Source organism: Nonomuraea endophytica (assembly GCF_014203235.1).
In the GTDB taxonomy this organism is placed as follows: Bacteria; Actinomycetota; Actinomycetes; order Streptosporangiales; family Streptosporangiaceae; genus Nonomuraea; species Nonomuraea endophytica.
Genome location: NZ_JACHIN010000014.1, coordinates 1 through 26,160, shown reverse-complemented (window position 1 = coordinate 26,160; position 26,160 = coordinate 1). Strand labels below are relative to the sequence as shown.

At 62.9% G+C, this 26,160-nt stretch carries 19 protein-coding genes, 2 tRNA genes and 2 pseudogenes; 10 read left to right on the top strand and 13 right to left on the bottom strand.

Going from position 1 to position 26,160, the window contains the following annotated elements; all coding sequences use genetic code 11:
* Positions 1-49 precede the first annotated feature (49 nt).
* Complete coding sequence (locus tag HNR40_RS40105) at positions 50-1,327, top strand: MFS transporter (protein ID WP_184971038.1); 1,278 nt, start codon at positions 50-52, stop codon at positions 1,325-1,327.
* Here HNR40_RS40105 and HNR40_RS40100 read toward each other — a convergent pair whose 3' ends face one another.
* Positions 1,328-1,597, bottom strand: coding sequence for a PspC domain-containing protein (locus HNR40_RS40100; protein WP_184971036.1), 270 nt, complete (start codon positions 1,595-1,597; stop codon positions 1,328-1,330).
* Positions 1,598-1,687: 90 nt separating this feature from the next.
* Between HNR40_RS40100 and HNR40_RS40095 the strand changes: the two genes are divergently transcribed.
* The 3 genes from HNR40_RS40095 (at position 1,688) to HNR40_RS40085 (ending at position 4,018) form a co-directional block, all read left to right on the top strand.
* Positions 1,688-2,842, top strand: coding sequence for an acyl-CoA dehydrogenase family protein (locus tag HNR40_RS40095; protein ID WP_184971034.1), 1,155 nt, complete (start codon positions 1,688-1,690; stop codon positions 2,840-2,842).
* A gap of 115 nt (positions 2,843-2,957) precedes the next feature.
* A tRNA-Lys gene (locus HNR40_RS40090) sits at positions 2,958-3,033 on the top strand.
* Between the two features lie 197 nt (positions 3,034-3,230).
* Positions 3,231-4,018, top strand: a protein-coding gene (locus HNR40_RS40085) for an IS5 family transposase (RefSeq protein ID WP_376773578.1) whose coding sequence is annotated in 2 segments (ribosomal slippage) — positions 3,231-3,564 and positions 3,564-4,018 — 789 coding nt in all. Because the reading frame shifts where the segments join, the coding sequence is not laid out codon by codon here.
* Between the two features lie 18 nt (positions 4,019-4,036).
* On the opposite strand, the gene HNR40_RS40080 is transcribed toward HNR40_RS40085, so the two are convergent.
* The 4 genes and pseudogenes from HNR40_RS40080 to HNR40_RS40060 all read right to left on the bottom strand — a co-directional run bounded on the left by HNR40_RS40080 (position 4,037) and on the right by HNR40_RS40060 (position 9,390).
* Positions 4,037-5,329 (bottom strand): tyrosine-type recombinase/integrase, encoded by a 1,293-nt coding sequence (locus HNR40_RS40080; protein WP_184971030.1) that lies wholly within the window; start codon positions 5,327-5,329, stop codon positions 4,037-4,039.
* A gap of 570 nt (positions 5,330-5,899) precedes the next feature.
* A pseudogene (locus HNR40_RS58005) lies at positions 5,900-6,702 on the bottom strand (type ISP restriction/modification enzyme).
* The gene (locus tag HNR40_RS57575; protein WP_221341426.1) at positions 6,656-7,357 is read right to left on the bottom strand and encodes an integrase core domain-containing protein; all 702 of its coding nucleotides are present in this window, start codon (positions 7,355-7,357) and stop codon (positions 6,656-6,658) included. Before HNR40_RS57575 ends, HNR40_RS58005 begins: the two are co-directional and overlap by 47 nt.
* A 1,058-nt stretch (positions 7,358-8,415) precedes the next feature.
* On the bottom strand, positions 8,416-9,390 hold the full coding sequence (locus HNR40_RS40060; protein ID WP_184971025.1) for a hypothetical protein: 975 nt from the start codon (positions 9,388-9,390) through the stop codon (positions 8,416-8,418).
* 579 nt (positions 9,391-9,969) lie between these two features.
* On the opposite strand from HNR40_RS40060, the gene HNR40_RS40055 reads away from it, so the two are divergent.
* Complete coding sequence (locus HNR40_RS40055) at positions 9,970-10,425, top strand: transposase (protein ID WP_246510107.1); 456 nt, start codon at positions 9,970-9,972, stop codon at positions 10,423-10,425.
* Between the two features lie 944 nt (positions 10,426-11,369).
* Positions 11,370-13,154: an Eco57I restriction-modification methylase domain-containing protein gene (locus HNR40_RS40050; protein WP_184971021.1), complete on the top strand. Its 1,785-nt coding sequence runs from the start codon at positions 11,370-11,372 to the stop codon at positions 13,152-13,154.
* Here HNR40_RS40050 and HNR40_RS58000 read toward each other — a convergent pair.
* The 4 genes and pseudogenes from HNR40_RS58000 to HNR40_RS40030 all read right to left on the bottom strand — a co-directional run.
* On the bottom strand, positions 13,151-13,735 hold the full coding sequence (locus tag HNR40_RS58000) for a protein NO VEIN domain-containing protein (protein WP_376773577.1): 585 nt from the start codon (positions 13,733-13,735) through the stop codon (positions 13,151-13,153). The two genes, HNR40_RS40050 and HNR40_RS58000, sit on opposite strands and share 4 nt — an antisense overlap.
* Before the next feature lie 242 nt (positions 13,736-13,977).
* Positions 13,978-15,858 carry a DEAD/DEAH box helicase gene (locus HNR40_RS40040; RefSeq protein WP_184971017.1) on the bottom strand — a complete coding sequence of 627 codons (1,881 nt, stop codon included), beginning with the start codon at positions 15,856-15,858 and terminating at the stop codon, positions 13,978-13,980.
* A gap of 14 nt (positions 15,859-15,872) precedes the next feature.
* Positions 15,873-17,297 carry a hypothetical protein gene (locus HNR40_RS40035; protein ID WP_184971015.1) on the bottom strand — a complete coding sequence of 475 codons (1,425 nt, stop codon included), beginning with the start codon at positions 17,295-17,297 and terminating at the stop codon, positions 15,873-15,875.
* Between the two features lie 176 nt (positions 17,298-17,473).
* Positions 17,474-17,984, bottom strand: a pseudogene (locus tag HNR40_RS40030) (transposase family protein); the annotation flags it as partial.
* Positions 17,985-18,362: 378 nt separating this feature from the next.
* Here HNR40_RS40030 and HNR40_RS40020 point away from each other — a divergent pair.
* A tRNA-Lys gene (locus HNR40_RS40020) sits at positions 18,363-18,459 on the top strand.
* Between the two features lie 322 nt (positions 18,460-18,781).
* On the opposite strand, the gene HNR40_RS40015 is transcribed toward HNR40_RS40020, so the two are convergent.
* Entirely contained in the window at positions 18,782-19,846 is a 1,065-nt protein-coding gene (locus tag HNR40_RS40015; RefSeq protein ID WP_184971010.1) for an integrase core domain-containing protein, read from the bottom strand.
* Between HNR40_RS40015 and HNR40_RS40010 the strand changes: the two genes are divergently transcribed.
* The 3 genes from HNR40_RS40010 (at position 19,845) to HNR40_RS40000 (ending at position 23,860) form a co-directional block, all read left to right on the top strand.
* Positions 19,845-20,459: a tetratricopeptide repeat protein gene (locus HNR40_RS40010; protein WP_184971008.1), complete on the top strand. Its 615-nt coding sequence runs from the start codon at positions 19,845-19,847 to the stop codon at positions 20,457-20,459. The two genes, HNR40_RS40015 and HNR40_RS40010, sit on opposite strands and share 2 nt — an antisense overlap.
* Positions 20,460-20,712: 253 nt before the next feature.
* Positions 20,713-23,418 (top strand): phospholipase A2, encoded by a 2,706-nt coding sequence (locus tag HNR40_RS40005; RefSeq protein WP_184971006.1) that lies wholly within the window; start codon positions 20,713-20,715, stop codon positions 23,416-23,418.
* 97 nt (positions 23,419-23,515) lie between these two features.
* Positions 23,516-23,860, top strand: a complete 345-nt coding sequence (locus tag HNR40_RS40000; RefSeq protein WP_184971004.1) for an SCO4225 family membrane protein — start codon at positions 23,516-23,518, stop codon at positions 23,858-23,860.
* 295 nt (positions 23,861-24,155) lie between these two features.
* On the opposite strand, the gene HNR40_RS39995 is transcribed toward HNR40_RS40000, so the two are convergent.
* The 3 genes from HNR40_RS39995 to HNR40_RS39985 all read right to left on the bottom strand — a co-directional run.
* Positions 24,156-24,602: a recombinase family protein gene (locus HNR40_RS39995; protein WP_312896686.1), complete on the bottom strand. Its 447-nt coding sequence runs from the start codon at positions 24,600-24,602 to the stop codon at positions 24,156-24,158.
* 239 nt (positions 24,603-24,841) lie between these two features.
* Positions 24,842-25,567 (bottom strand): nucleotidyltransferase domain-containing protein, encoded by a 726-nt coding sequence (locus tag HNR40_RS39990; RefSeq protein WP_184971002.1) that lies wholly within the window; start codon positions 25,565-25,567, stop codon positions 24,842-24,844.
* 95 nt (positions 25,568-25,662) lie between these two features.
* Positions 25,663-26,160 (bottom strand): transposase (locus tag HNR40_RS39985; RefSeq protein ID WP_221341423.1); only part of this gene is annotated, 498 nt, incomplete at its 5' end.

Sequence of the window (26,160 nt, the reverse complement as noted above, 5' to 3'; positions counted from 1 at the left end):
CACCTTAGGTGACATACCGAACACACTGAGTCAGGCGCAGCGGAGTCCTATGGGGGCCAGGCTTCCGGGGCGGCACAGACGTGCCGTCGAGCGACAGGCGACGTATGGCGAGGTCATCGCCATACGCGAGTTCCGTGCGCTCTGGTACGCGCAAGGTCTGTCCCTGCTCGGGGACCAGCTTGCCCAGGTGGCGCTGGCCGTACTGGTGTATGAGCGGACGAAGTCCCCGGCCGCCACCGCGGCCGTCTACGCGCTCACCTACCTGCCGTCCATCCTCGGCGGGCCGCTGCTAGCCGGGCTCGCCGACCGGTTCGCCAGGCGCGGTGTCATGATCACGTGTGACGTCCTGCGGGCGCTGCTGGTCGCGGCCATGGCCGTGCCCGGCATGCCGTTCCCGGTCCTGTGCGGGCTGGTGTTCTTCGTCGTGCTGCTCAGCGCGCCGTTCTCGGCCGCGCGGGCGGCGCTGCTGCCCGAGATCCTGGTCGGTGACCGCTATGTCGCCGGCTCTGCGCTGCAGAACATGACCAACCAGGCCGTCCAGATGCTGGGGTTCGCCGCGGGTGGCGCGCTGATCGCGACGCTCGGGCCGTACCGCGCGCTCGCTCTCGACGCGGCGACCTTCCTCGCCTCCGCGCTGATCCTCGTCTCCGGGGTACGGCGGCGCGCGTCCGCGACCCGCGAGGGCGCGAAACCATCCATGTGGACCATGACCCGGGCTGGAGCCGGGCTCGTGTTCGGCGACAAGAAGTTGCGGACGCTGGTGTTGTTCGCGTGGCTCTGCGGCTTCTACGTGCTTCCTGAGGGCATCGCCGTACCGTATGCGGCGACCTTGACCTCGGAGCTGCCTGTCGCCGTCGTCACCGGCCTGCTGATGGCGGCGATGCCGACGGGCACGGTGCTGGGCGGGTTCCTTTTCAGCAGGTTCGTCACACCATCGGGACGCCTGCGGGTGATGGGGTGGATGGCGATGCTGAGCTGCGCCCCGCTGATCTTGTCGGCTATGCGGCCGCCGCTGGCCGTCGTGCTGGCGCTGTGGATCCTGTCCGGCATCGGAGGCGCCTATCAGCTCGCGGCCAATGCCGCGTTCGTACAGTGTGTTCCGGCCGAACGCCGGGGTCAGGCGTTCGGCCTGGTGCAGTCGGGGCTGATGGCCGTGCAGGGCATGGGCATCCTGGTCGGCGGATTCGCCGCGGAGAGACTCGGTCCTGAGCCGGTGGTCGCGCTGGCCGGGGTCATGGGAGTGACCTCGGCGGCCGTGCTCGCCATGCTCTGGACCGAGTCCCGCGGTGACGTCGCCGCCCGGGTGCGCGCCCGGGCCACCGCCTGATCACTGCTGCCAGACGTCGTCGTTCTTCTTGGCCTGCTGCTTGCCGATCAGGTCCTGGACGATCGACTCGTTCCTGCCCTCTTCGGGGATGAGGAGCCAGCCGATGGCGTAGAGGCCCACGCCCAGGCCGCCGAACAGGGTCGCGATCGCGAGGCCGATCCGGATGAGGTTGGCGTCGATCCCGACGTACTCGCCGACACCGGCGCAAACGCCGCCCGCGATCTTGCCCTTGTTGGTCCGACGCAGCTGCTTGATGTTCGATTCGCTCATGCCTCAAGACTGCCCCGGGACCCGGCGTTCGCACATCGGGATTCCCCCTGGTAGAACCCTGGTAGCCCCTTACGCGAGGAGAGGACCGTCATGGAAGACCTGCTGCGTATAGACGATCGGCTCAACCCTGACCAGCGCCTGATCCGTGACACGGTCACGTCTTTCGTCACGGACCGCATCCTCCCCGACGTGGCCGACTGGTTCGAAAGGGGCACCTTCCCGGCTCGCGAACTCGCACCCGCCCTGGGGGAACTAGGCCTGCTAGGAATGCATTTGGAGGGGTACGGCTGCGCCGGCACCGATGCCACCTCCTACGGCGTGGCCTGCCGCGAGCTGGAGGCGGGCGACTCCGGACTGCGGTCGTTCGTCTCGGTTCAGGGTTCCCTGGCGATGTTCCCCATCTGGAAGTACGGCTCCGCCGAGCAGAAGGAGGAATGGCTCCCGCGCATGGCGTCGGGTGAGGCGATCGGCTGCTTCGGCCTGACCGAGCCCGACCACGGCTCCGACCCCTCCAACATGCGCACCTTCGCCAAGCGCGACGGCTCCGACTGGATCCTCAACGGCGCCAAGATGTGGATCACCAACGGGTCCATCGCGGACGTCGCGGTGGTGTGGGCGCAGACCGACGACGGCATCAGGGGCTTCGTCGTCCCGACCGACACGCCCGGCTTCTCCGCCCCTGAGATCCACAAGAAGCTGTCCCTGAGAGCATCGGTGACCTCGTCCCTCTACTTCGACGACGTCCGCCTCCCGTCAACCGCAGTCCTCCCAGAAGTCTCCGGCCTCAAGGGTCCCCTGTCCTGCCTCTCAGAAGCCCGCTTCGGCATCCTCTGGGGCGTAGTGGGCGCCGCCCGAGCCTGCCTGGAATCCGCCGTCGACTACTCCAAGACCCGAGTCCAGTTCGGCAAGCCGATCGGCGCGTTCCAGCTGACCCAGGAAAAGCTCGCCTGGATGTACGTCGGCACCGCCCAGGCCTCCCTGACCGCCTTCCACCTGGGAGCCCTGAAGGACGCAGGGAATTTGAACCCCCGCCAGGTCAGCTTCGGCAAACTGGCCAACGTCCGCGCCGCCCTGGACATCGCCCGCCAGGCCCGCTCGATCCTGGGCGGAAACGGCATCACCCTCGAATACCCGGTGATCCGCCACATGAACAACCTCGAAAGCGTCCTGACGTACGAGGGAACGCAGGAAATCCACACCCTCGTCCTGGGCGAAGCCCTGACCGGCCTGTCCGCCTACCGCTGACCCGCGTGTCCCGGTGCGGGCTTCACACCTGCCTCACTGGGACGCGTACGTTATCGTGACCGGCGGGAAGCCGGTCGCGTACTGACGGGTAACCTCGGTACGCTGCATGTTGCAAGGGGCGTTAGCTCAATTGGCAGAGCTGCGGACTTTTAATCCGTAGGTTCCGGGTTCGAGCCCCGGGCGCCCTACCACCTTGACGTGCAGATTCACCCACCCCTTGATCAAAGAATCAAGAGATGGGTCATACCTGGGTCACGCCTGGGACATGCGGCACTACGGAGCCTTCCAGCACTGTGCTTAGAGCTCCTAACAAAATGATCTAGAACCGTGTCCTGTAGCGCTGCTGGTCGTTGATCTTCGTGTGAAGAAGGGCGAGCAACTACCGTGGATCGTGCCGGACAGTCTGTGGGAACGGATCGAGCCGCTGCTGCCGAAGGCGGAGCGGCGCCGGCACCATCCGGGACGTAAGCGGCTGGATGACCGGCTGGCGTTGCAGGGCATCTTGTTCGTGCTCTACACCGCGATCCCGTGGGAGTTCCTGCCGCAGGAACTGGGCTCCGGCTCCGGCATGACCTGCTGGCGGCGGCTACGCGACTGGCACCAGGCCGGCGTCTGGGATCGGCTGCACCAGCTCCTGCTCGCCGAATTGCACGCCGCCGGCCATCTGGACTGGTCCAAGGCGGTGATCGACAGCTCGCACGTCCGGGCGCTCAAAGGCGGCCCAAAACCGGCCCGAGCCCGGTCGACCGCGCCAAGCCGGGCTCGAAACACCACGTCATCACCGACGGAGGTGGCATCCCCCTGGCTGTCTCCCTGACTGGCGGCAACCGCAACGACGTCACCCAGCTCATGCCACTCATCAAGTCGATCCCGCCCGTCCGGGGCCGGGTGGGACGGCCTCGCAAGCGGCCCGCCTGCCTGTACGCCGACCGCGGCTACGACCACGACAAGTACCGACGCCTGGTCTGGCGCACCGGCATCAAACCCATCATCGCCCGCCGAGGCACCCCACACGGCTCCGGCCTGGGCATCCACCGATGGGTCGTCGAACGAACGATCGCACTCCTACACTGGTTCCGCCGCCTGCGCATCCGCTGGGAAGTCCGCGACGACATCCACGAAGCCTTCATGAAGCTCGCCGCGGCGATCATCTGCTGGCGACGCCTCGCCCGCTGACCATTCTGTTAGGACCTCTTAGCGTGGCGGCCGGTTCGTGGGGCGACGCCGGAGCCGAAGTGTGCGTTTCCGCAGCCGGTGACCTGTCCTTCGCGCTGTGCTCATGACCAGGCGTGCGGTCGCCTCGGCCGCCTCGTGATGGAGTTCGGGCAGGACCGAGGTGTAGGTGTCGGAGGTCAGCACAATACTGGCGTGCCCGAGCTGGCCCTGGACCGTCCGCAGGTCCACATGCGCGGCCAACGCGGTAGAGGCAGCGCCGTGCCGCAGGTCGTGCAGCCGTACCGGAGGCAGTCCACTGGCCGCCACCAGATAGCGGAACCGGTAGGTCAGGTAGTCCGGTCGTATCGGCTGGCCGTCCTCACGGGTGAACACCCAGCCAGCGACATCCAGCCCCTTCTGGCGCTGGCGTTGCTGATGGCGGCGCAGGAGGCGGATCGTCTCGGTGTCCAAGGCGATCGTGCGCTGACTCGCCTCACTCTTAGGCGGGACGACGTGCAGCCGGCCATTGACGTGGATGAGCTGCTGGACGACCGTGAGCTCGCGAACTTCCAGGCCGATGTCCACCCACCGCAGCCCGGCGAGCTCTCCGCGACGCAAGCCGCGCAGGGCAGCCAACCACCACAGCGGATACAGGGCATCTTCACGGACATAGTCCAAGAACGCCGTCAGGTATTCGGTCGTCCACACCGCCACCGCCGGACGCTGCCCCGTGGCCTGCCACACCGTTACCCGGCTTCGAGTCCAGACCTGGGCATGGGGACGCCGGGTACGCGGCAGCCGCAACCGGCGCGCCGGGTTCGTGTCGATCAAACCTTCGCGAATCGCTTCGTTGAGTGCCGCCCGCAAGGTGGCGTGGATCCGCTGCACGGTGGACGGCGACAGCGCCTTGCCGTACCGAGTGCGCCGTTGAACCAGGCTGGCGAAGAAGCGCCGCAGGTCAACTGGCCCCAGTTCCCCGAGCGGGATCCGGCCCAAGCCGGGGATCAGGTGGATCCGTACATGATCGGCGTAACCCTGCCTCGTCCGCTCGCGGACAGGTTGGAGAGTGGTCAGCCAGTGGCGCAGCCACTGCGCCACTGTGAACGCTGCGCTCACCGAACCAGGACTATCGGCGGCAGCGAGTTCGCGGGCAGCCTGCATGGCGTGCTCCGCTGCCTGGAAGCCGCCCCTCCGCACCCGCTCCTTGCGTCCGTTTGGGCCCAGCACCTGGATCGCGAAGTACCACGAACCGTGATCTTCATCAGCCAGGAAGGGGCACGCCCTGTCCTGAGCTGAGCAACCGCACCGTTTGTACACCACCGGCTCACCCATCTTGCCCTCCTCCTCATCTGCAAGACGGGCGCATCAGGAAGACATGACGTCGTTCGGGAAATTCCATATCTCGCAGCTCCCGGCAGCAACAGCCGACACGCGGCTCAAACGCCGGGTGATCTGGCCTGTTGCAACCCCTGCTGAGCCACCATCCGTGTCACTCGCCCCAGCCAGCCTCGTCTCGGCGCTAGCACAGTTCAGTCGCGATCCCACAGACGGGGTTCGGGCCTGAACAGAGCCGGTACGCAACAGACTCGAATCCAGGACCCGCTGATTAAGGTCAGACGTCAGGAAGAGGCCAAGCACCATCTTGCGTTGGCTTCGGCGGCCTCGTCGCTGATTCCGGGACCGGGAGCACGCCAGCAGCGGCGAGGTCGGCCTGACCGATTAGCGGCCCCGAGCACACGTCGGCCAGTACCTGGTCCTGCTCAGGGTGCCTCAGGACGCATCCGGTTGGGACGGAGAGAAGCGCCAGGAATTCGAGTGTCAACTCCCGGTTCCAGGAGGTCTGAGTGATGTCGTCGAGGCCCGATGTTCGGCGCTTGTTTCGAGGCTGGATGGTCCGGTCGTTCAACCACCGCCACACGATGCGCCGGGTGGAGACCGTGTAGTCGATGACCTCTTGGCGTACGGGGCCAATGTTCCGCTGCCCACGGTGAGTATCTGTGCTCTGGGGTCATAGTCGAGGTGCTCGCCGAGCCGGTCACCAAGTGCTCTGACGGAGGTCAGGCATTTGACGCCGAATCGTTCGACAAGGGCGCGTTCTGAGCGTCCCCGCCCGGCGGCGGGACCGACGCAGCGGCTGCCGTAGGTGTGGAGCCAGAGGATCTCGCGTCCAATGGCTACGGCGCGATTCCACAGCGTCGGATTCGCGGTGAGCGGGACGCGGACGCCCGGTTGCCGAAGATGCTCTCGGAATCGGCGGGTGTATCCGGGGTGTGAGGTGATCGCCGCGATATACGCCAGCACGTCATCTGCGCAGACGGGAATGCCCAGCCGAATGTGGAGGTGTTCGAGCAGGTCCCGGGTCATATTGGGAACGCTGCCCTGGCAATCGCGCCAGAGCGGACGCACGCCGCCACTCCTGCCGTTAAATGGTGCAGATCGGGGATTAGTCCAGAAAACACCAGCGCGGGACCGTCGGTGATCTCGTGCACGTCCTGCTCCGAAACGTAGATCTGGCGCTCGGAGCGGACCTGCCAGAGCGGCGGACGGGCCATGACGAGAAGCCGGTTGTCCGGGATGAGCCACTGCCGGTCGAACGAGCGGTAAGCAACTTGGATCGGCTGGGGACACTGCGCCTGCCGAAAATTACGTCCGTGCAGGTCAAGCGGCGTGTGAGTATTCGTGAAGGATGCCGCCGAGTCGGTCACGTCGGCTGACGTTCAGGTCGAGGATGCGCGCCGGTTCGAGGATCGGGCCGGGGACGCCGCGAAGTGGAGCCGCCTGATCGAGGGCCTGATGAGCACGATGCTCGTTGTAGAACTTCTCGTACTCGGCCAGGGCGTGGCGTAGATGGCGTTCGTTCCAGATCAAGCAGCGGTCCAGGAGTTCGCGGCGGCACGTCTGCACCCATCGCTCCATGATGGAGTTCATCCGCGGCATCCGAATGCCGATGAGCACAGTCTGGATGCCGGCTTCGGCGAGTATCTCGTTCACGAGTGCGGGGAACTTGCCGTCCCGATCGCGGATCAGGAACTGGACCCGGCAGCCTGCATCCTCCAGGTCCATGACGAGGCTTCTTTTCGCCTGGGATACCCAGGCCGCGGCCGGATGGGCGGTGGTGCCCAGCACGCGGATACGCCTGGTGGCGTGCTCGATGACGGCCAGGATGTAGAGGCGCTGCCCGGCAATGGTGGCTGGTGCGATGAAGTCGCAGGCCACGAGCGCTTCGGCTTGCGTGCGCAGGAAGTCGGCCCAGGTGGTGGAGGCTCGTTCGGGTGCAGGGTCGACGCCTTCCTGCTTGAGGATCTCCCAGACCGTGGACGGCGCGACCTTGAGGCCGAGTGTGGTGAGTTCGCCGTGCACCCGCCGGTAGCCCCAGGATGGGTTCTCCCGGACCAAGCGCAGCACGAGTGTGCGGGATGGAGCGGGCCGTGGGCGGGCGCCCTCGTCGCTTCGGCCGGCAGGTCCGGGCATGCTGCTGTTTCACGATCTCGCGGTGCCAGCGCAGGATGGTGTCCGGGCGGACGACAAGCCGCAGCTGACGTAAGACGGTGCGGGGCAACGAGGTCAGAAGTGCCGCCAAGAAGAAGCGGTCTTCAGGGGCGAACCCTACCCGCACATCGGCACCGAGCTGCCGTTCCAAGACCATGATCTGATGACGCAAAGCGAGAATCTCGACATCCTTGTCATGATCACTCATCGGCAGTAGCCGTAGCGCGGCGAACGCGTTCGTGACGGTCAGATAGGCCAGACGAAGAAGAATGAACGATCATCATGCCGCACCAGTCATCCTTCACGAACGAGCGGAGGCCTCCCATGCCGTCCGGGGCTTCGCAAGGCCATGACCTGGCCGGACGGAATTATCGGCAGGCGCACAATCCAGCAGCTTCCACTTGACGAAGCTATTCTCCTGGCATCCTGGGCTTCGCGGCGACTGCGACCCTTACGGTCTTCTCGGTAACCCATAGCATGCGCGTAATAGTTAATACCGCAAAGAGAATGGCAGTAAAGCAGAGAGCCGCTGCAAACCGATTCGGATTGGTGTCATTATCAACCAGTAGCGCTGTTAGCGATAGGAGAGTGGCCATAGCGGCCCATCTCACACTTCTTGTGTAGGAGCCAAACAGGCGAGGCCACTGCTCAGTCCTGCGCAATATTTCAAATCTGGGAGAGCTTACGAAAGTCAGAGCGATAGTGATAGCCGCAATAATGAAGCCTAGAAGCGTTCCATGGAGTCCGAGAGTTGCGGCATAGATCTCCTTACGGCGACCTAGAAGGATGCCTCGCAGCAGGCCATCCAACTCCGGTAGATGTGATAGTCGATAGAATATCACGGATATAGCGGCGAATGCGCAGAATTCTTTAGCGAAGGAGGGAAGTCGCCGCCACACCATCGGTTGCACCTCTTCGGGAGATTGGCTTTACCCCTTTGAGGACACACTAGCGGACGAGGCCGACAAAAGATCTTCGCGTAGCTCTCTGTAGGCTTCCTCTATCTTTCGGTAAGCATCGTCGCTGTTGAGCACCCTAGATCGCGAGGTTTGCCGAAGAATCGTCTTCTTGCTGATGAGCTGATCCTCAAGCAGGTTGATTTCATCAGCTCTTCCGGTTTGCTCGTCGACGATGGTCGCCTTGAGTTCCCGAGTCTGCTCACGAAGATCCTCCTTAAGCATGATTCGGCGCAAGAAGTGAATCAGATCCGCCTTGAGGTCCACCCTCTTGTAAGGCTCCGGCTGGAGTATGAGTCCGACAACTGCAGCATCGCTTCCCAAGGCGGCAGCATCGAGGGCCTCCCCAAGAGACCTGCTAGCCTCACCGATAGTGGACGTATAGGATTTACGGACGCGCAATGTCAGCTTGCGGACAGATTTATTTCCTTCCAATTGCTTGGCTGTATTGTGATTAAGCAAAGCTTCCATCGCGAATGACGGAATTGCTCCAGAAAGGGCGTGCGCCATATATACGGGCAAGCGCTTTGCGCGGGGGCCGTAGAAGTTGTGCTCCACCCCGACGATCCCATCAGGGAAGAGACAAATATGCGACGTCTCACACAGTCCTTCGTCTGTGTCGAGTGCGAGATTGCGGAGGGTGCCTCCCAATTCCGACTGTGGAAGAGCATTTTTTCTAATAGTCCCGAGCCGCAGCCTGACTACTTCTCCCGTGGCGTCTATCCACGCGCACAAGCTGCTGCCATCCGATTGGTTCATATATCGACGATTTACAGAGTCGAAGGGAAGGTCATCGATTGCCTTAAGCCCAGCGTCAAGATCGGCATCGATGTTCTTCGGGATGCCCGTCTCGTCGGCACCCGCATCGATTCGATAGAAGTAGACGCTGCGCTTGACCGTCGGAGGCTTTGGCCGTTGGGGGCGACGCTGAGGTGGCGGCGAACTCATGGCTCTAGGGTGCCACGAGTTGCTGGGTATCGCGTCCGTTGCGCATGCATTCCCATTGATATGCCCGATCAAGGTGGCCCGTTTGTGCCACTATCGACCGTGAAGAGAACTCGAGACCTTAATGGTTAGGGTTAGTACTGCAGCCGCACTTGGAGAGGTCGGGCTGGGCGGAGGCCCGGACGTTAGCCGACCACCGCCGACACCATGGCCTTGTGACGTACCAAGGCGATCCGGCAGCGACCGTGCCGTCCACGGTAGCCCAGGGTGTCGGTGCTGAGTGGGGCGATGCGCTGAATGAGTTGTTCTCCCAGGTGCTGGCCCTATTCTTCGCCCGCAGTGAGTCGCGGCAACGCGCGGGCCTTCATAGGGGCCTGCTGAGTGGTCTGGAACGCAAGAACAGCTGATCGCTGGCCGAATATGCCGGGGATATGACGCCGGATGGGATGCAGCGGTTGCTCAACCATGCCCGGTGGGATGCCGATGCGGTACGGGACGCGTTACGGGCCCAGGTGGGCGAGCGTCTCGGCTGCCTGGAGGGGTGCTGGTGGTCGATGACACCGGGTTTGAGAAGAAGGGCCACTGCTCTGCGGGGTGCAGCGGCAATGCACCGGCACTGCAGGGAAGATCACCAACTGCCAGATCGGAGTGTTCGCCGCCTACGCCGCCCCTGATGGGAGCCGCGTGATGATCGACCGGGAACTCCACCTGCCCGCGTCCTGGTTCGCCGAGCCCGCGCAGCTGGTGGCGGCCGACGCCTCGCAGTACGCGGTATTCGCGACCAAACCCGAGCTGGCCTGGACGATGATCGAACGCGCCGCCGATGACGTGCTGCTGTGCTTCGGCTGGGTGCGCGGCGATGAGGCCTACGGCGACAACACCGTCCTGCGACAGCAGTGCCTCAGCCGAGGCCTGAACCAGGTGTTCGCGGTCTCGCATGACCACCCGATCACAGTGGCCGGGATCAAGACGCGGGCCGATATCGCGGTCGCCGCCCTGGACCGGGCGGCCTGGCAGCGCTACTCCTGCGGGGGATGAGGCCGTACGCGGACACCACCTTGGGTTCTCGCGCGCCAGGCGGAGGACCAGTTCCTGAACCTCCCTGCTGATCGCAGGACGGCCGGCGTGGTGTGGGTAGGTCCATGCGCGTTTGACCAAGCGACGATGCCAGGCCAAGAGGGTGCCAGGGGTGACCAGCCGATGAGCTCGCAGCGCTGTTGGCAGGAAGCGGGCCAAGGCCGCGAAGAGCGCCCGGATCACCCAGTCCGGCTTCGGCCGGCCGACCTGACGCTTCAATACGGCCACCTCGCGGCGGAGCACCATGATCTCGACATCCTTGGACGCCTGACCACGACCCAGCGACACCAGCCAGCCAAACACCCGGATCAAGGTCAGATGCACCAAACGAACCGACACGAACTGCGATCTTGCCTGCGGGGCCTCCGGAGGTCAAAGCCGCAGATCAAGCACCACGCGATGAGATATCAAGCGGTACAAGCTCGTCTCGCGCGTCGCTACCGTTGGCCGAAAATGGCACGCGCGTAAGTTTGGATGATCGATATCTGAGTGCCCACTCAACGAGAGCGTTCTCAACCCCAGATGACCTGCCAGGGAATTGTGCGGCACTGCGGCACTCTATCCTGCACGCCATCTCAATGAGATTTGACTACTGTCAACTGAGCGGCTCGCCAAATAACATCCGAAGAAACTTGCGCCGATCAATACAAGTTCTAGGAGCCTCAATTATGAGCACGAGACCGGAGCGGCCAAACTCGGATCATATCATCATAGCCGGCAAGGGCAGGCCCATGAGGTATAGCGACGCACGACTGCCGCCGAGTCAGCTCTAGGACATATTTGAAGGTCATGCTGATTCTTGGCGCCGAGCGTGATACGATCAATCGACCCCAATACGCTCCCCGGATTGTTCGGCTTCACAGGATCTAGGCCTCTAGTTGTCTAACGTAACTGCCTCACCTCAAATGGAAACCAGCGCGCTTGTATCAAAGATAATTGCATGGTGCGTAGATCCGGTCAGAGGGATTGGACCTCTAGACGAAGAGGTTGTTCGCGGCGCCGATGCGGCAGAGCGACGCCTCCTTGGGGCCTTGGGCGGGGTGGCTAAAGCACTGGTGATCCGCAGGGAGATGGATACGAGTAGCTGGCCAGCCGACATTAACAAGTGGATGGATGCGGCACCAGCGCTTGAAGATGCGCTGACCGATGCCATCATTGCTGAGCTCGATGCCAATCGAGAGATCCTCGGCCTTGTATATGAACGAATTGTTGCTGGCAAGAATCGTCGGAAGCTCGGTACGTTCTTTACCCCTGCCGACATCATGGCATACATTGAGACCTTGATACGTCATCATCACGTGCAGGCCAAAGCCATTGCTGACCCGGGGGCAGGTGTCGGTGCTTTTAGCGAGGTGGCGCTTAAAATCTGGCCTGAAGCCAGGGTCAATGCCGTAGACATTAACCTAGTAACCCTAGGGTTGCTTGCCGCCTCGGCTCGCCCGGAAATCCACGGCCTCTCTGCGCGTCTCCGTCTCTGGCGTACCGACTTTCTAGGTTGGCTGGCGGACGAGTGGGTGCGGATGGAGGGACCGAGATTGATCTTCGGCAATCCGCCCTACACCAGGCATCAGCTACTTACCAAGCAAGAAAAGACAGACGCGTCCAACGCTGCAGGCCAGCTTTCTCCATCAGGCCGGTCCGGGCTCTCGACCTATTTCCTAGCGGCCTCACTAAGTTCGCTTCGCGATGAGGACTCGCTATGCCTTCTTCTCCCTGTGAACTGGTTGGAAGCGGACTACGCTAGGTCGGTTAGAACATATCTTTGGAATGAGGCCGAGCGACTCGTCGAAATTCACCTTTTTCCAGACAGTGAAATCGTTTTCCCTGGCGCGCAAGTTTCCGCGATGCTTTTGTTTGTAGGCCCTCGTGCAGGGAGAGAACAAGCGCTTCGCATTTGGGAGGCTAAGCGAGTATCGGGTGTCTTTAAAGCGGAACCCTCAATTGAGATATTCCGTGCTGGAGGCGAGCCTGCAACTTTGATGCCGAGTTCGTTGACACCACCGGTAGACCCCATTAATGGCACTACCGAGCATATTGCACTGAAAGATATCGCTTCAGTTAGGAGGGGAGTGGCGACGGGCAACAACAAATTCTTCTTGCTCACGGATGAACAGATTAACGAGCTGCCTACCTGGACTTATGCACCTGCGATTGCGAGGATCCGAGAAATTCAGAGTGACGACTTCTCGGCAGAGCTTCATCGCGAACTGAGAGACAAGGGGGAACGTAGCTGGATTTTGCGCGTCTCGTCCACAGATCGAGCTAATCCGGCAGTCAATAGACTTCTGACCGCCGGCGAGGCCGCAGGGGTGCCTGAGGCCTACCTCTGCAAGACTCGGTCTGTTTGGTATGAACTAGAGCAGATTCCGACCCCTCATATCATCGTGAGTCCTATGAGCAAGGAGAGGTTCCGCGTGATGCTGAATAGTATTGGTGCCACTCCTACCAATACGCTCTACGGTTTGCGCCTTCTCGAACTTTTTGATTCCGAGGAGAATCGCAGGGCGCTTGTACGGTGGCTCCGAGGGCATGATGGCCAAGCTGCACTGACCGCGATTGCACGGCGACATGGCGACGGACTCCTGAAGCTGGAACCTAAGGCGCTACTAACCATCCGGATCCCGAAAACCCTAGTCCAAAAGGCGACGTCAGATAGCTGTTCTCCCGCGGGGCAGATCAGCGCGTTCTAGGGTATTGCGCTTGGGAATCCTGGGAGAAGCACCCCCCGCGGCAAAACAACCATGGCCTCGGTCCACCGGCCGTTGTGATCTTCGGGTAGGTATGGCCCCAGAGTCTCCCCTCGGCACCACCCCGCTATAGAAATGTCACCGTCAGAAGCCCCGGCCATGTCGCAGCAAACTAGTGCCCAATTTGCCTCGGTTCTGCCAACCTCATATTCGTTTCGCGAAATGTAGAGCCTAAACTGAGACGAGCTAGGTACGCACTGAGTTTTTATCTCTAGTAAACGTAGTTCGCCTCGTATGTTAGGCGCGCTAATATCATAGCCAAACCCGTCGGATATTAGGCTCACGCGAGCTACTTGCTTACCTAGATCGTCGCGGCCGAGGTCCGTAAGTTCTGCTTCGCAAGCAGCCTTCACGAATTCCTCACCCAAGGCCCCGATTCTGGCGCGAGCTTCTGGGTCAATGTTCGCCAAGTTTGCTGGCTTCGAATATTCTCCCTTGTGTACAAGTCGACGCGCCACGGGGCTTTCTATACCAAGGGAGATGGCGAGGAATATTAGCGCTTGATGATCGTCGAGAGCCTTCATCGCGGCCAGCCGTGCATCCGGCACCACCCGATCGCCTCCACCCCGCCTCAGGAGGCCAGCGCGTTGGAGTATTTGCTGCGCATCACTGAGGCTTTCAATCTGATATCTGCCTCCAGTTAGAGCGTGGACATAGGTAGAGTGAATTACTTGATCGATATTTCCATCATCATCTATCAAGCGGGCGACTTGGAGTGCGCTGCAAAGCTGGTGGTAGCTGACAGTGCCATTTTCAGTCACCGATCTTACCGAGTCCACGACTCCTGAAGGTGTCGTAGGATCTCTTCGAGGTCTGCTGGCTCGTCAATAGGTGCACCAAAATCTTCATCATCCGGTAGGGCCATCTGTGCGAGACCGTTGTCCGCGAGAATTCGTGCGAGCCTTCGAGTTTTATCTTCAATACGACGCGACACTCGCTCATCGATGGTCCCCTCGGTGACCAATAGGGTCACTTTGGTGACGACATCTTGCGCGAGTCCCAGGCGGTGAATTCTGTCAATGGATTGAAGATACTGACCCGCATTGAAAGTTCGATCTACATAGATCGCATGGTGACATGTTTGGTGCAGACTCACACCTTCGGACATGGCGGCTGGGTTGGCAAGAAGCACGTAGCATTGAGGATCATTGCGAAATCGCTCTAGTTCCCGCTCTCGGGTCCGAATACCGATAGGAGCATCATTGATGCTCGGAATCGCACCATAAATGAGCGCAGGAGCTAGGCCAGACAACTGTTGCTCGAGGTCCAACAGATTATCGGGGAAGTTAGACCAGATGAGCGTCTTCTCGCCAGCCAAAGCGTTCTCTCGTGCCATCGCACAGGCTTGCGCAATTTTGGGGGCAATCTCGTGCTGGGAGTACGATTCAACGATATGTGCAAGACGGCTTCCCGGAGGAATCGCAAGCGGTGGGTAGCGATAGGCGCGGCCCGGGTCTGCGTCCTGCGCTAGCAGGCGTGGGCTGCTGGCCGCCTGCAACAGATACATTGCGACTTCGCCCATCTGGGAGAACATTGCACTGTCTCTACGGTCGAGGTCAAACATTCCCGCATATCTATTACGCATCGCGTCATAGATATCTCTTTGAATGGGTCCAGGCCTCACGCGAACAAGATCGATTTTGGTCTTCGGAAGCCCTAGCTCCTGTTTGGTCGTTCGTACGTAAAGCCCGCTTAGCGAGATGTTCAGCTCCGCAAGAGAACGTGTTGAAGGTTCCGCATGAAAAGCGCTGCTCGGCAGACTTTGCGTTACTTCGCCACTCGGCCAAAGGATATCCAAGAGCGCTCTGACATCCCTAGGATGATTGGGTGCGGGAGTCCCTGTGAGGATATCCCTGCGGGATGCTTGCGACGCAATATCTAGGATTGCCCTTCCCCACTCGCCGCCTATCCCTCTCTTGGCCCGGTGCGCCTCGTCTACAATGAGATGGACTGAGTGTTCCTGCATCCATATGCTTAGCGGAACCTTTGCCGAAGCGATTCTCTGGTAGTTAATGAGCACAATATCCGCGTCGCGGATCGGTCCACCGGCCCATCTAGATATAGACATAGGCGGATCATGGAGCTGGCTTGCTTCTTCCTGCCACGCATCGAAGGCTGACAGCGGAGCTATGATCAGCAAGCGATCGACACGTCCAGTTGAGCGCTCGTGTTCGTGAAGCGCAAACGTTACGGTCGTCTTGCCAGCACCCGGAACTGAGAAGTTTGCCCCATGGGGAAGGCTCTTGAGCTTCGTAAGGTCTCTGACTTGGAAGTCGCGAAGGTCGCGCCGAAACCGTGAAGCCCTTCGATCTGAGGGAATGGTAGGGGCGACCGCAACTCCTTTGGGATTAGCCCCGCCAGAGATGACAGTGCGAAGCGCCCGAGAGTCGCTATTAGCTCGCGTAAGTAGATCGACAACGCCAGCGTCCGCTTCGAGGGATATCTGATGCCGACGCAGAACTCCCTTCAGGATCCGACGCCGGGATATCAGGCTGTCAGGTCGTATCCGGGTGTCTATTCCCGTGGAAGATGATCCATCATGAAGAGCAATCAGAACGTCTTCCCACGCGTCATTATCGACGTTGATCCGATCAACCTGTATTTGCGGTGGGATTCCTTGCAGGCTCAAGCTAATGGTCGGCTTCATCGAACCCCGTATTCTCACTCGTTGGGAAGAGTCCGCTGTACGGGAACGCCGTTTAGGGCCGAGGTCAGCTCGGCGATAAGGCTACTTATCTCGGCGATCAGCTCAAGGACGGACTCTTTGCTGGCTTCGAACTGTGAGTCCCCCTTTACGTCTTCAAGGGCCCTAAGGGCGTCTCGAAGCTGCACCTTTGCGGTATTTAGATGCCCGCTAGGCCTCATTAGGCGATCGCCGGCAGCGTTCTTACGCTTTTCAATGTCCAGCCCTTTGCGTACCCGACCACCAACTTCTTGAAGAACGTCTGCAGCGGGCGTGCGTTGGCCCGTAGAAAGCAAGATCTCGGAATTCTGATCAGCCTGACGTGCTTGAGCGACAACGTTAAGCAGGGCCCGAACTTCGGGATTCGTCTGGTGATTGTCGTCGGCAATATCGTCGTCATCATCCAATAGGCTGATGCCCGTGGGGGGTGGCGCCTGGACTGTTGGTAGATCTGCGCTCTGCGGGATGATGCGCTCTTTGTATTGACCCAATTCGTGGAGCACGTGGTCTTCGATCAAGCTATCCGTGGCGAACCGCAGCTTATGAACCGAGCTATTTCCGGTTAGATACGCAATTAGCCAATTTGCAATTAGATGCTCTGCCGCCACCGTGCCGACATTCTGTTCCGTGGCTTTCACTTTCTTGAGTAGCTCTTGCCAGTTCTGGAGTTTGTCGTCATCGCTAGCAAAGACCGACATGGGCATCGGTGGGAAGACGAGCCGACGAGCACGTTCCATCAGCCGTAGAATCTCTCGGCGCTCTAGAATACGCTGAGCTCCAGTCTGGCCATTCGATGCGCGAAGCCGCAAGGTACGCGCGATCTGTTCGTCCGTCATGTCCGCTTCATGCAGCCTCTTGATCATCATCAGATGATTAGTGAGGCGATATGAGTCCTTTAGCTCTACTTGCTGCTGAAGCAGCATTTCGACTTCAAGCAATTCCCTGTTAGACAGGGTGTCATTAAGTACCGCGACCTTGAGAGTGGTTGCGCTGCCACGTCCTTCTCTGTCCAGCTGACGGAGCAGGACGCATCGAGTGTTGCCGTTGATCAACTTGCCGTCACGCGTGATCAAACCCGCCTGTTGCTGGCCGTCTTGTACGAGGTTCTCCTTGAGCTCGTCGGAGTACCGATGAACTTCCTCGACGAGCTGTGCGATGATCACCTGAGATTCGGGCGAGTACGGATCAGCCCTCACCTGGGCGCACGCCGGGTGATCGTCAAGCTGGGGGGCGATCCGGAAGCTGTCCTGATTTAGAACAGGAATCTCCAATGGAATCTCGACCACCGGCAGGACGGTTCCGCCACGGAGCTGCAGCGTAAGGGTTTCCTTGGGGGCTGGTGCCTCCTCATAGGCCTGCAATGCGCGAGCGATGAAGGTCCTGCGGTGGCTATCGGTCGTCATCGTTCCTACCGTGAGTTGCTTGGCTTCTCGGTGAACCTAGCAGCGGGGTCTGGCAGAAGCATGCTTCAAGCTCGCCTACTCAAGCGTGGGCCTTAGCTGGAGCATAGGACCTCAGGCTGCGACGGAACGGATTCTTTCAAGAATCTTCGGATGCAAACCCCAGCAGTGAGCGCTTTTCATCCTGGGTAGCGGTTGGTTTCGATGGCGTGCAGGATGAGGATGGCCTGCACGATCGCAGTAGCGCGGCGCGGGCAGTAGCGCAGCTTCACCAGGATCTTCCACGTCTTCAAGGTCGCGACGGCGCGTTCTCCCACACCGGGGATACGCGCGTGGGCCCAGTTAGCATCCTTTGGGGCGCACGACGGCCGGTGCCGGTGATGCGTGAACGGGGTCCGGATGGGGCCGCCCCCTTGATAGCCCTTGTCGGCGCCGGTCATCATCTCACCGGTGGCCGGGGCGTCGATCAGCCTGGTATCGCGGGCGGCGGTCAGATCGTGCACTGCCCCGGGCGCAGCCGGCGACGCTCAGATCAGCCGGCCGACGGAATCGGCGACGATCGGGACGTTCTCCCCGTGGCATTTGTGCTTGCCCGAGTAGTATGGTTCCTGGTCGACCACGCGGTCGATCCCGATGGGGGTGCCGTCGACAAATCGCATAGGCCAGGCGGGGCGTGCGAGCGGCCGCGGCGTGGGAAGGTGGCCCGTGTCGACGGAGGCTTCTTCGGCGAGGCGATCAGCGAGTGTGAATACGAGGATCGTCAGGCGCTTCAGCTGTCTCGCAGGTCGATCCACTGGGACCACCACTCCACAATCCATCAGAGCGCGGCGAGGCGGCTTGACTCACGATAGATCCACCTTTCGGGCATGATCGCCCCAAGGTCTGCTGCGAGAAGCGGCTCCGCAGCCCTTTGGTTCCGGCAAGCTGATGCGACCTACCTACCATCGAAACCGGACTGTCAAATTTGCGCATGCGCCATACGGCTGCTCGGTGGTTGCTCTTCGGCATTCGATTCGGCGTGGCACGGGGCGTCATTCATGGACATTTCAATGGGCGACATTGACGCCGAGGGTGGTACATTAGAATATGGATTGGCAGGGCCCGACATTAATGCCGTGGACTTTTAATCCGTAGGTTCCGGGTTCGAGCCCCGGGCGCCCTACCATCCTTGACCTTGAATCTGGCTTCTGAGCTGGAGTTTCTCCCTGATACAGCTTGCACCGCGTAGGTAGGCAGATGCCGCCGAACGCAGCCGTATGCCACCCATCCCGGACTATGCGCGGAATGGCTCCTGGCGCGTTTACCCAGGTCGCGCTACACATAGAAGGACCCCGAGAGCGATTCTCGGGGTCCTTCTGCTTGCCTTCGCGATCATGCTGCTTCGAGGGCGTCGAGGATGCGTTGGTTCGCGACGTCTCGTTGTCCGTCGATGCATTTGGCGTAGACCCTGAGCATCACGTCCTGTGGGTGCCAAGAACTCGGCCACCCTATGCGACCTGCGCGTATTCGTGGATTAGCCCGCCGAGGCGGTCATGTCGGATGACCTTGATATCGTCTTCGACCGGGTCGGGAAGGGCTCGCAGTGGAGCGGCCTGGCCCAGAGAGCGATGGGGGCGATGCTCATTGAACTGGGTTTCGTAGGTGGCCAGCACGCGTCGTAAGTGGCGGGCGTTGACGATGAGGATCCGATCAAGGAGTTCGCGGCGCAGGCCCCCGATCCAGCGTTCGGCGAAAGCGTTGGCCCGCGGTGCGCGAGGTGGTGTCTTGATGATGCGGATGCCTGCGGCCGTGAAGACGTCGTCGAACATCGTGGTGAACTTCGTATCCCGATCGCGGATGAGGAACCTGAACCCCTCCGCCTTGTCCCCCAGCTCGATCATCAGGTTCCTGGCCTGCTGTGCCACCCATGGCCCGGTCGGGTGCTTGGTGACACCAAGGATGTGCACCCTGCGGGTGCAGAGCTCCATAATGACCAGGCAATACAGGCGCTTGAACAGTACGGTGTCGCAGTGGAAGAAGTCGCAGGCCAAGACCCCGGTGGCTTGAGCGCGCAGGAACTCACTCCAGGTCGGGCCCGCGCGTCGTGGCGCTGGGTCGATGTCGGCCTTCCTCAAGATGAGCCACACCGTGGAGGCTCCCACCCGGTAGCCCAGCGCGGCGAGTTCACCGGCGATCCGTCGGTAACCCCACAGCGGATTCTCCCGGGCCAGACGAAGTACCAAGGCCCGGATGGAGGCGCGGGTAACGGGCCGCCCCTGGCTGCGGCGTTTGAACGTCCAGCGCCGCCGTACCAGATCGGCGTGCCAGCGCAGCAGCGTACCCGGTGTCACGAACAACCGCCGACGACCGGAGGGAGACAGCAGCCGCGCCAGCGCGCTGATCACCGCCCGATCCGACCACGACGGCCGCGGCCTCGCCACCTGCCGACGCAACACCGCGAGCTGATGACGCAAGACCAGAATCTCCACGTCCTTCGACTGCTGTGAGCGAGCCAGCAACACCAACCAACCCGCGAGCCGGGCGAAGATCAGATAAAGCAACCGCAGCGCCATGAACAGCGATCATGCCCTCCAGAACGGGAACGCCAACCCCAGGCCAGCCCCAACGGCCGAGTTCCGGGCACCTACAGGCGCGGTACAGGGCGATCTGGGGCAGGCGATCCCCCTGCTGGAATCCACGCTCGCCGACTCCGAGCGTGTACTGGGCACGGACCACCCCAACACCCTGCAATCCCGCAATAACCTGGCTTGCGCCTACGAGTCGGCGGGCGATCTGGGGCGTGCCATCCCCCTGTATTGGGCCACGCTGGCCGATCGGGAGCGGGTGCTCGGCACCGACCACCCCGACACGCTGCAATCCCGCAGCAACCTAGCCAACGCCTACCGGATGATGGGGGATCCAGACCGGGCCATTCCCTTGTTCAAGGCCACGCTCGCCGACTGCGAGCGGATCCTGGGCTCCGATCATCCTCATACCCTGATCACTCGCCACAATCTGGCCGCCGCTTACGCGGCAGCTGGGGACTTGGACCGTGCTCGTCTCTTGTTCGAGGTTGTCCTCACCGACTGTGGACGGGCGCTAGGCAGCGACCACCCCTTAACGACGACCGCCCGCGACATCCTCCGGATGATGGCGCAACATTACAACAACTCTGACACGGCATAAGCGAAGGTCAGAACTAAAACGACAAGCTGACGCGTCTGGGCGGTGATCTGCCCCACATTCCCGCTGGCCCCATCTGTCCCGGCGGTCCTTCGCGTGCAGCGGTACCTCCGCAGCATCAGGAGTTCGAGCCTCGGGATTGATCGCGTGGCGTCGGTCTCGGCGCGGTCACGGCCTCCTTTCCTGAAAGTTTCCTGTGAGTCCAGGTGCTAGCTTTGCGGTCGCTTTGTCCGTTTTATACCCATAAGGGTGATTGATGAGATCCTCCCGCAGGCTGGCGACCGCATGCGCGCTCACCGCGTTCACCGTGCTCGGCACGGTCACGGTCGCCTACGCGGCGCCCACGCCCACCCCCACGCTCCCGTCCACGGATGACGGCAAGCGTGCCGTCGTGGAACGCACCGAGACCTCCACCACCTACCGGGGTGCCGACGGCCGCACCGTCACCGAACTGCACGCTGGCCCCATCCGCATCAAGCAGGACGACGGCGGCTGGGCCGACATCGACACCGACCTCATCGAGGACGGCGCCGCCATCCACCCCAAGGCGGCCAAGGGCGACGTGCGCTTCTCCGGCGGCGGCAAGGACGCCTTCGCCCAGCTGATGCGCGAGGGCGGAGACGGGGTGGAGCTCGGCTGGGACGGCGACCTGCCCAAGCCCGTCCTGGACGGCAGCAAGGCCGTCTACCGCGGCGTCGCCGCCGACGGCGCCGGCGACCTGGTCGCCACCGCGCTGCCCACCGGCCTGCGCTTCGACATCGTCCTCAACCGGCGGCCCGCCGGCCCGGTCGAGATCAAGATCCCGGTCGCGGCCGAGGGGCTCACCCTCGCCGACAACGGCAGCGGCCAGCTCGCGTTCAAGGACGGCGGCAAGGTCATCGCCTCCTCCTCCAAGCCGGTCATGTACGACGCCACCTCGCCGCACGCCTACCGCGCCCGCGGCGGCAAGCTCGCGCGCAGCGCCCCGCAAGGCGGCCAGGGTCAGGACCGCGTCGGCGAGATCACCACCGACGTGCAGAACACCGCCGACGGCAAGACGCTGGTGCTCAAGCCCGCCGACAGCTTCCTCGCCGACCCCGCCACGGCCTACCCGGTCACCGTCGACCCGTCCGTCGTGCTGCCCCTCAACGGAGACACCGACGTCAACAGCGCCTTCGACGGCAACAACGTCTCCGGCGGCTACCTCAAGGCCGGCACCGAAGCCGACGGCGAGAAAGCCCGCGCCTACCTGCGCTTCAACACCGCCGGGCTGAAGACGCCCAGCAAGGCCGTCCTCAAGCTCACCAATCTGGACGCGCCCGCATGCGGCCCCAAGGTCGGCGCCGGCATCCAGGTGCGCCGCGTCACCGACTTCTGGGACGCCACCAAGCAGACCTGGACCCCGCAGCCGTCCAACACCACCGAGGACGCCGTCACCTCCACCGAGGGCTCCCAGCTCGGCTCCTGCGGCACCGGCACGATGACCTGGGACGTCACCCCGATCGTGACCAAGTGGGCTGCCGGGACCGCCAACCACGGCCTGGTGCTGCAGGCGCCCACCGAGACCAAGGTCAAGAACTACCGCGTCTTCGCCGCCACCGAGAACACCGACGGCCTCGACGCACCCATGCTGGAAGTCACCTCGGATGAGCCCTTCACCCCCGGCGAAGGCGACGACCCGGCCGATCCCGGGCCCGCTCCGGAGGACCTGTATCCCGGCCGGGCGGACACCGACACCGGCGTGTGGATCACCGATGCCACGGACTTCACCGACACCGGGCTGATCGTCACCCGTAGCCACAGCGCCGGCCAGCGCATCGACCTCACGCTGCCGAACGAGGCCGTCCTGGGCCCGAACTGGCGGCTGGAGCCGCTGGGCGGCATCCTCGGCAACCGCCTGAAGGACTACAGCAGCAACGGCTACATCCAGATCAACCTGGGCAAGGAGTCCGCCCGATTCACCGCCGACGCCGCAAAGCCCGGCACCTTCGCCGCCGCGAACGGTGACACCGTGGTGAAGAACGCCGACGGCGGCTTCACCCAGACCATGGTCGCGGCCGGGGAAGGCGCCCCGACGCTGACCTACACCTGGACGAAGGTCGGCGACGACCACCTGATCACCAAGATCGGCAACGCCGACGGCGTGGCCGTCATCAGCTACGACGCCCAGGGCCGCTACAGCCGCCTGGCTGCCCCGGCCACACCGCAAGACGACTGCATCACCGCTGCCTGCGCGACGGTGACCTTCACCTACGCCACCGCCACCACGGCGACCAGCAGCGCCCTGGGCGATGTGACCGGCCAGCTCAAGGCCATCGGCTTCACCCCCGCCGGGGGCGGCGCGAGCGGCGAGGCCGTCACTTACGGCTACGACAACGCCAAGCGGCTCCGTCAGGTCACCGACAACCGCAAGATTGACGACGAGCCGGTCCAGGTCAGCACCTACACCTACGACACCAAGGGCAACATCACCGCGCTCAACACCCCCGCGCTAGGCTCCTGGAACCTGACCTACGAGGCGATCGGCAAGCTGAAGACGGCCACCCAGCCCGCGACCGTCGGGCTGCGCGCCTCGGCCAAGTGCCAGTACATGTCCCAATACCTGTACGGGCGCGACGGCTGCAACTTCGGCCCCGTCCCGATGGAATACGGTGGCAGGTTCCTGACCCCCGCCCGCAAGGTCACCCCGACCAAGAAGTGGGTGATGGGCGTCAAGAACGATCACTGCTCCAACGCTCCCGACCGGCCACGCGGCTACAACTTCGAGAGCGCGTGCGACATGCACGACTACGGCTACGGCATCATCTACAAGAGCAAGACCGACAAGTGGAACAAGTCGAAGAAGGCCGCCGCGGACTCCATCTTGTACTCGGTGCTCAAGGACAATACCTGCCCCGCCTACGGGGTCAGGCGAGCCGACTGCTGGTCCATCGCCTACGGCTACTGGTGGGGCGTCACCTACGGCGGCGGCTGGTCCATGTAGGACCGCAACCCGCCTAGCCTGTCACCTGCAACACGGTCAGGGTGTGCGCGGTGCCATCTCGTGCACACCCTGCGCCTCCGGAGAACGGATACGCCTTGTGAACTGGGTTAAGGGACTGAGCATCGCGCAGCGGGCCGCCGCCGCCTATGCCGTCCTCATCGTCGTCGCCGGTGCCGCGGCGTTGATAGCCATGCTGTCCGGCAAAGACAGCGTGGCCATGTGGCCGCTGATGCTGCTCAGCTTCCCCACGAGCATCATCCCGATACTCGTTTTCAGCAGCGACGCCATCAGCTTCCAAGCTCTGCCCGACTCGCTCAACGGCCTGATCCCGGTCCTGGTGTGGGCCCCGCTTCAGATCGCCGGCATCGTGCAAGCCGTCATCGTGTGGTGGTTCGTCTCGCGCAGAAGCCGAGGAGAGCGCAAAGGGCGCGCCCGTCAGTAGCGTGCACTGAGAAGCGTCGCCGGGTACGCGGCGCTTCTCATGATCGTCCATCGCCTCAACGGCGGTCTGGCGTGGCCACGCCAGAAGAAGACGGGCCTCAACCCAGCCATGCCCTGTCGGCACGGTGTTCACGCGACTGCCCGAGCACCGCGCGGCACGGCACGCTCCCGCCTTGCCCGCGCCCTGGCCCGGGCCAGCGAGGGTGGCATTCGGTCCTCGCGCTCCCGCTCACCCCGCTGCGGAACCTGCGGGTTCTGTTGCCGAGTCAGCATCGCCTCGAGATGGCCCGGGACTTCTATAGCTTCGGCGAGCCGCCACTCGCTTGATCGGTCTCTGCGGTGAGTTCGAGGCGTTGGGAGGGGACGTCGATGGTCTGGCCGTCAACGCTCGTCATCAGCTCGGGCACGTACTTGTAGATCGTGGACCGGCTGACCCCGAGCAGCCGGGCGATCGAGGCGATGGTCGCGTCGGGCTGGGCGAGCAGGGCCTTGGCGTGGCGTACCTGTTCGGGCGTCATCGCGGGCGGCCGGCCGAGACGCTGACCGCGAGCGCGAGCGGCCGCCAGGCCCTCGTTCGTGCCCTCGATGATGAGTTCACGGATGAACTCCGCCAGGGCGGCGAACACGTGGAAGACCAGGCGTCCGCCGGCGGTCGTGGTGTCGAGCGCTTCCTTCAGCGACCGGAAGCCGATGCCGCGCTTGCGGAGGTCGGCGACGATCGCGATGAGGTCCTGGAGCCCCACGCCGTGACGTTCGTTGGCCGACGGCCTCACTGGCTGTGACCCCCGAGACGCGCCTATCGGGGTGCGGCTACCGCGTCGCATTCCGATGTTCCTCAACCCCCGAGAACGTCCGGGAGTGGACCCTCGAAGGATTCGACGCGGCGGCCCGCAAGGGCAGCACGGCGGTCGGCCGCCCGTCATCACCGACGACATGCTGCACACCGTGCTCCGCCGCCGGGCAGGCGGCGAATCGGTCGGCGTCAGTCGAGAGTTTCCGTCACGAGGTCGAGGTAGGCGTGCCCGGCAGCGACGCTGTCGGGCAGTCCGAGCGTCGCGAATCCATCCAACAGCTGGCGCAGCGTGGCAAGGTGGTGCTGCCAGGAGGCGACGAGCGTGTAGGGGCCTCCGAGAAACTCGATCATCCGGGCCGTCTCCGGCGAGCGACGGGCGATCCGCTTGCCCGCGATCGGGACCATCACCAGCCGCGCAATCTGGTGATCGATGGGTTGCCTGAGGGTCGGCAGCTCGAATTCGCCGGTGCTGAGCAGTTCGGAGAAGGTGGCAGGGATCCGGTCGAAGCCTCGCCGGTCGAAGATGACCACGCTGTCGGCAGGCCAGGCCGCCTGCGAGACCGGGTGGATGTGCCAGTCGACCCAGAGCGGAAGTCCGTCCACGAGATGCTGTCCGCTGATCGCCCTGATGCCGCGAGGGCCGTTGTGGCGGGCATCGAAGGCCGCCGTCAAGGTCCCCGAACCGGAAGGGAGACGGCCGAGTACCGCGTAATCGTCGGGATGCGCGTCGTTCACGACCACGAGCAGATCAATGTCGCTCCAGTCGTCGGCTCGGCCCGCGCCCAGCGACCCGACCAGAGCCGCGCCGGCCACTCCGGGGTCGTCGTGGAGGTTGGTGCTCGCGGCACTGAGCCAGCGGGACCGGATGCCGGCGAGGCGGGGAGCCGACGGGATCTTGCTGCTTGCCGTGCTCATCAGGACACCTCAGCCGCTCTGGCGAAGCGGCAGTGTCGACGATCAGGGATTTGGGCTCTGGCGCGATCAATGGGGAGCGATCACGTTCGGTGATCTCAGTTGTGCAGAGCCATGGCGCGGAGGAGGTCGTAGTTCGCGCGACCGAACATGAGCCTCTTCAGGAACTTGAGTTTGCAAACTCTGCCCTCGACCGCGCCGCTGCTGTAGGGCAGGGTGAGTCCGTTGCGGACGGCGTCATGGTCGCGTTGGAGTCCGTTGGCGAAGACGTGGAAGGCGGGTAGCGGGTCGGCGCGGACGGCGGCGATCCACGTCTCGAGGTGGTGGCCCTGGAGCTCGGTCATCATGTGGGCGAACGCGCGGACGTGGCGGGCGGTGGCCGCAAGGCCGGGGCTGCGCTCCAGGATGCGCTGCAAGTGGGTGGCATCGGTGCTGCTCAGGTGGTCGGGGCGGGTCATGAGCCAGCGGACCACGCGGCGAGGTTTGGGCGGGGCTGGGGCTGTGGGAGCCGCTGGGCGGACTTGCGAGGTGTTGGCCGCTCGGGCGCGGCCGTCGGCGGGACGGAACTGGTTCAGGTAGCGGCGAACGGCTTGGAC

What these genes read in the sequence shown, in the direction of transcription:
- HNR40_RS40040 (WP_184971017.1), bottom strand. Translation starts at nt 15,858, where the DNA reads ATGAAGCCGACCATTAGCTTGAGCCTGCAAGGAATCCCACCGCAAATA.
- HNR40_RS40005 (WP_184971006.1), top strand. Translation starts at nt 20,713, where the DNA reads ATGAGATCCTCCCGCAGGCTGGCGACCGCATGCGCGCTCACCGCGTTC.
- HNR40_RS40050 (WP_184971021.1), top strand. Translation starts at nt 11,370, where the DNA reads ATGGAAACCAGCGCGCTTGTATCAAAGATAATTGCATGGTGCGTAGAT.
- HNR40_RS40105 (WP_184971038.1), top strand. Translation starts at nt 50, where the DNA reads ATGGGGGCCAGGCTTCCGGGGCGGCACAGACGTGCCGTCGAGCGACAG.
- HNR40_RS40100 (WP_184971036.1), bottom strand. Translation starts at nt 1,597, where the DNA reads ATGAGCGAATCGAACATCAAGCAGCTGCGTCGGACCAACAAGGGCAAG.
- HNR40_RS40015 (WP_184971010.1), bottom strand. Translation starts at nt 19,846, where the DNA reads ATGGCGCTGCGGTTGCTTTATCTGATCTTCGCCCGGCTCGCGGGTTGG.
- HNR40_RS40080 (WP_184971030.1), bottom strand. Translation starts at nt 5,329, where the DNA reads ATGGGTGAGCCGGTGGTGTACAAACGGTGCGGTTGCTCAGCTCAGGAC.
- HNR40_RS39990 (WP_184971002.1), bottom strand. Translation starts at nt 25,567, where the DNA reads ATGAGCACGGCAAGCAGCAAGATCCCGTCGGCTCCCCGCCTCGCCGGC.
- HNR40_RS58000 (WP_376773577.1), bottom strand. Translation starts at nt 13,735, where the DNA reads ATGAAGGCTCTCGACGATCATCAAGCGCTAATATTCCTCGCCATCTCC.
- HNR40_RS40095 (WP_184971034.1), top strand. Translation starts at nt 1,688, where the DNA reads ATGGAAGACCTGCTGCGTATAGACGATCGGCTCAACCCTGACCAGCGC.
- HNR40_RS40060 (WP_184971025.1), bottom strand. Translation starts at nt 9,390, where the DNA reads ATGAGTTCGCCGCCACCTCAGCGTCGCCCCCAACGGCCAAAGCCTCCG.
- HNR40_RS40035 (WP_184971015.1), bottom strand. Translation starts at nt 17,297, where the DNA reads ATGACGACCGATAGCCACCGCAGGACCTTCATCGCTCGCGCATTGCAG.
- HNR40_RS40010 (WP_184971008.1), top strand. Translation starts at nt 19,845, where the DNA reads ATGAACAGCGATCATGCCCTCCAGAACGGGAACGCCAACCCCAGGCCA.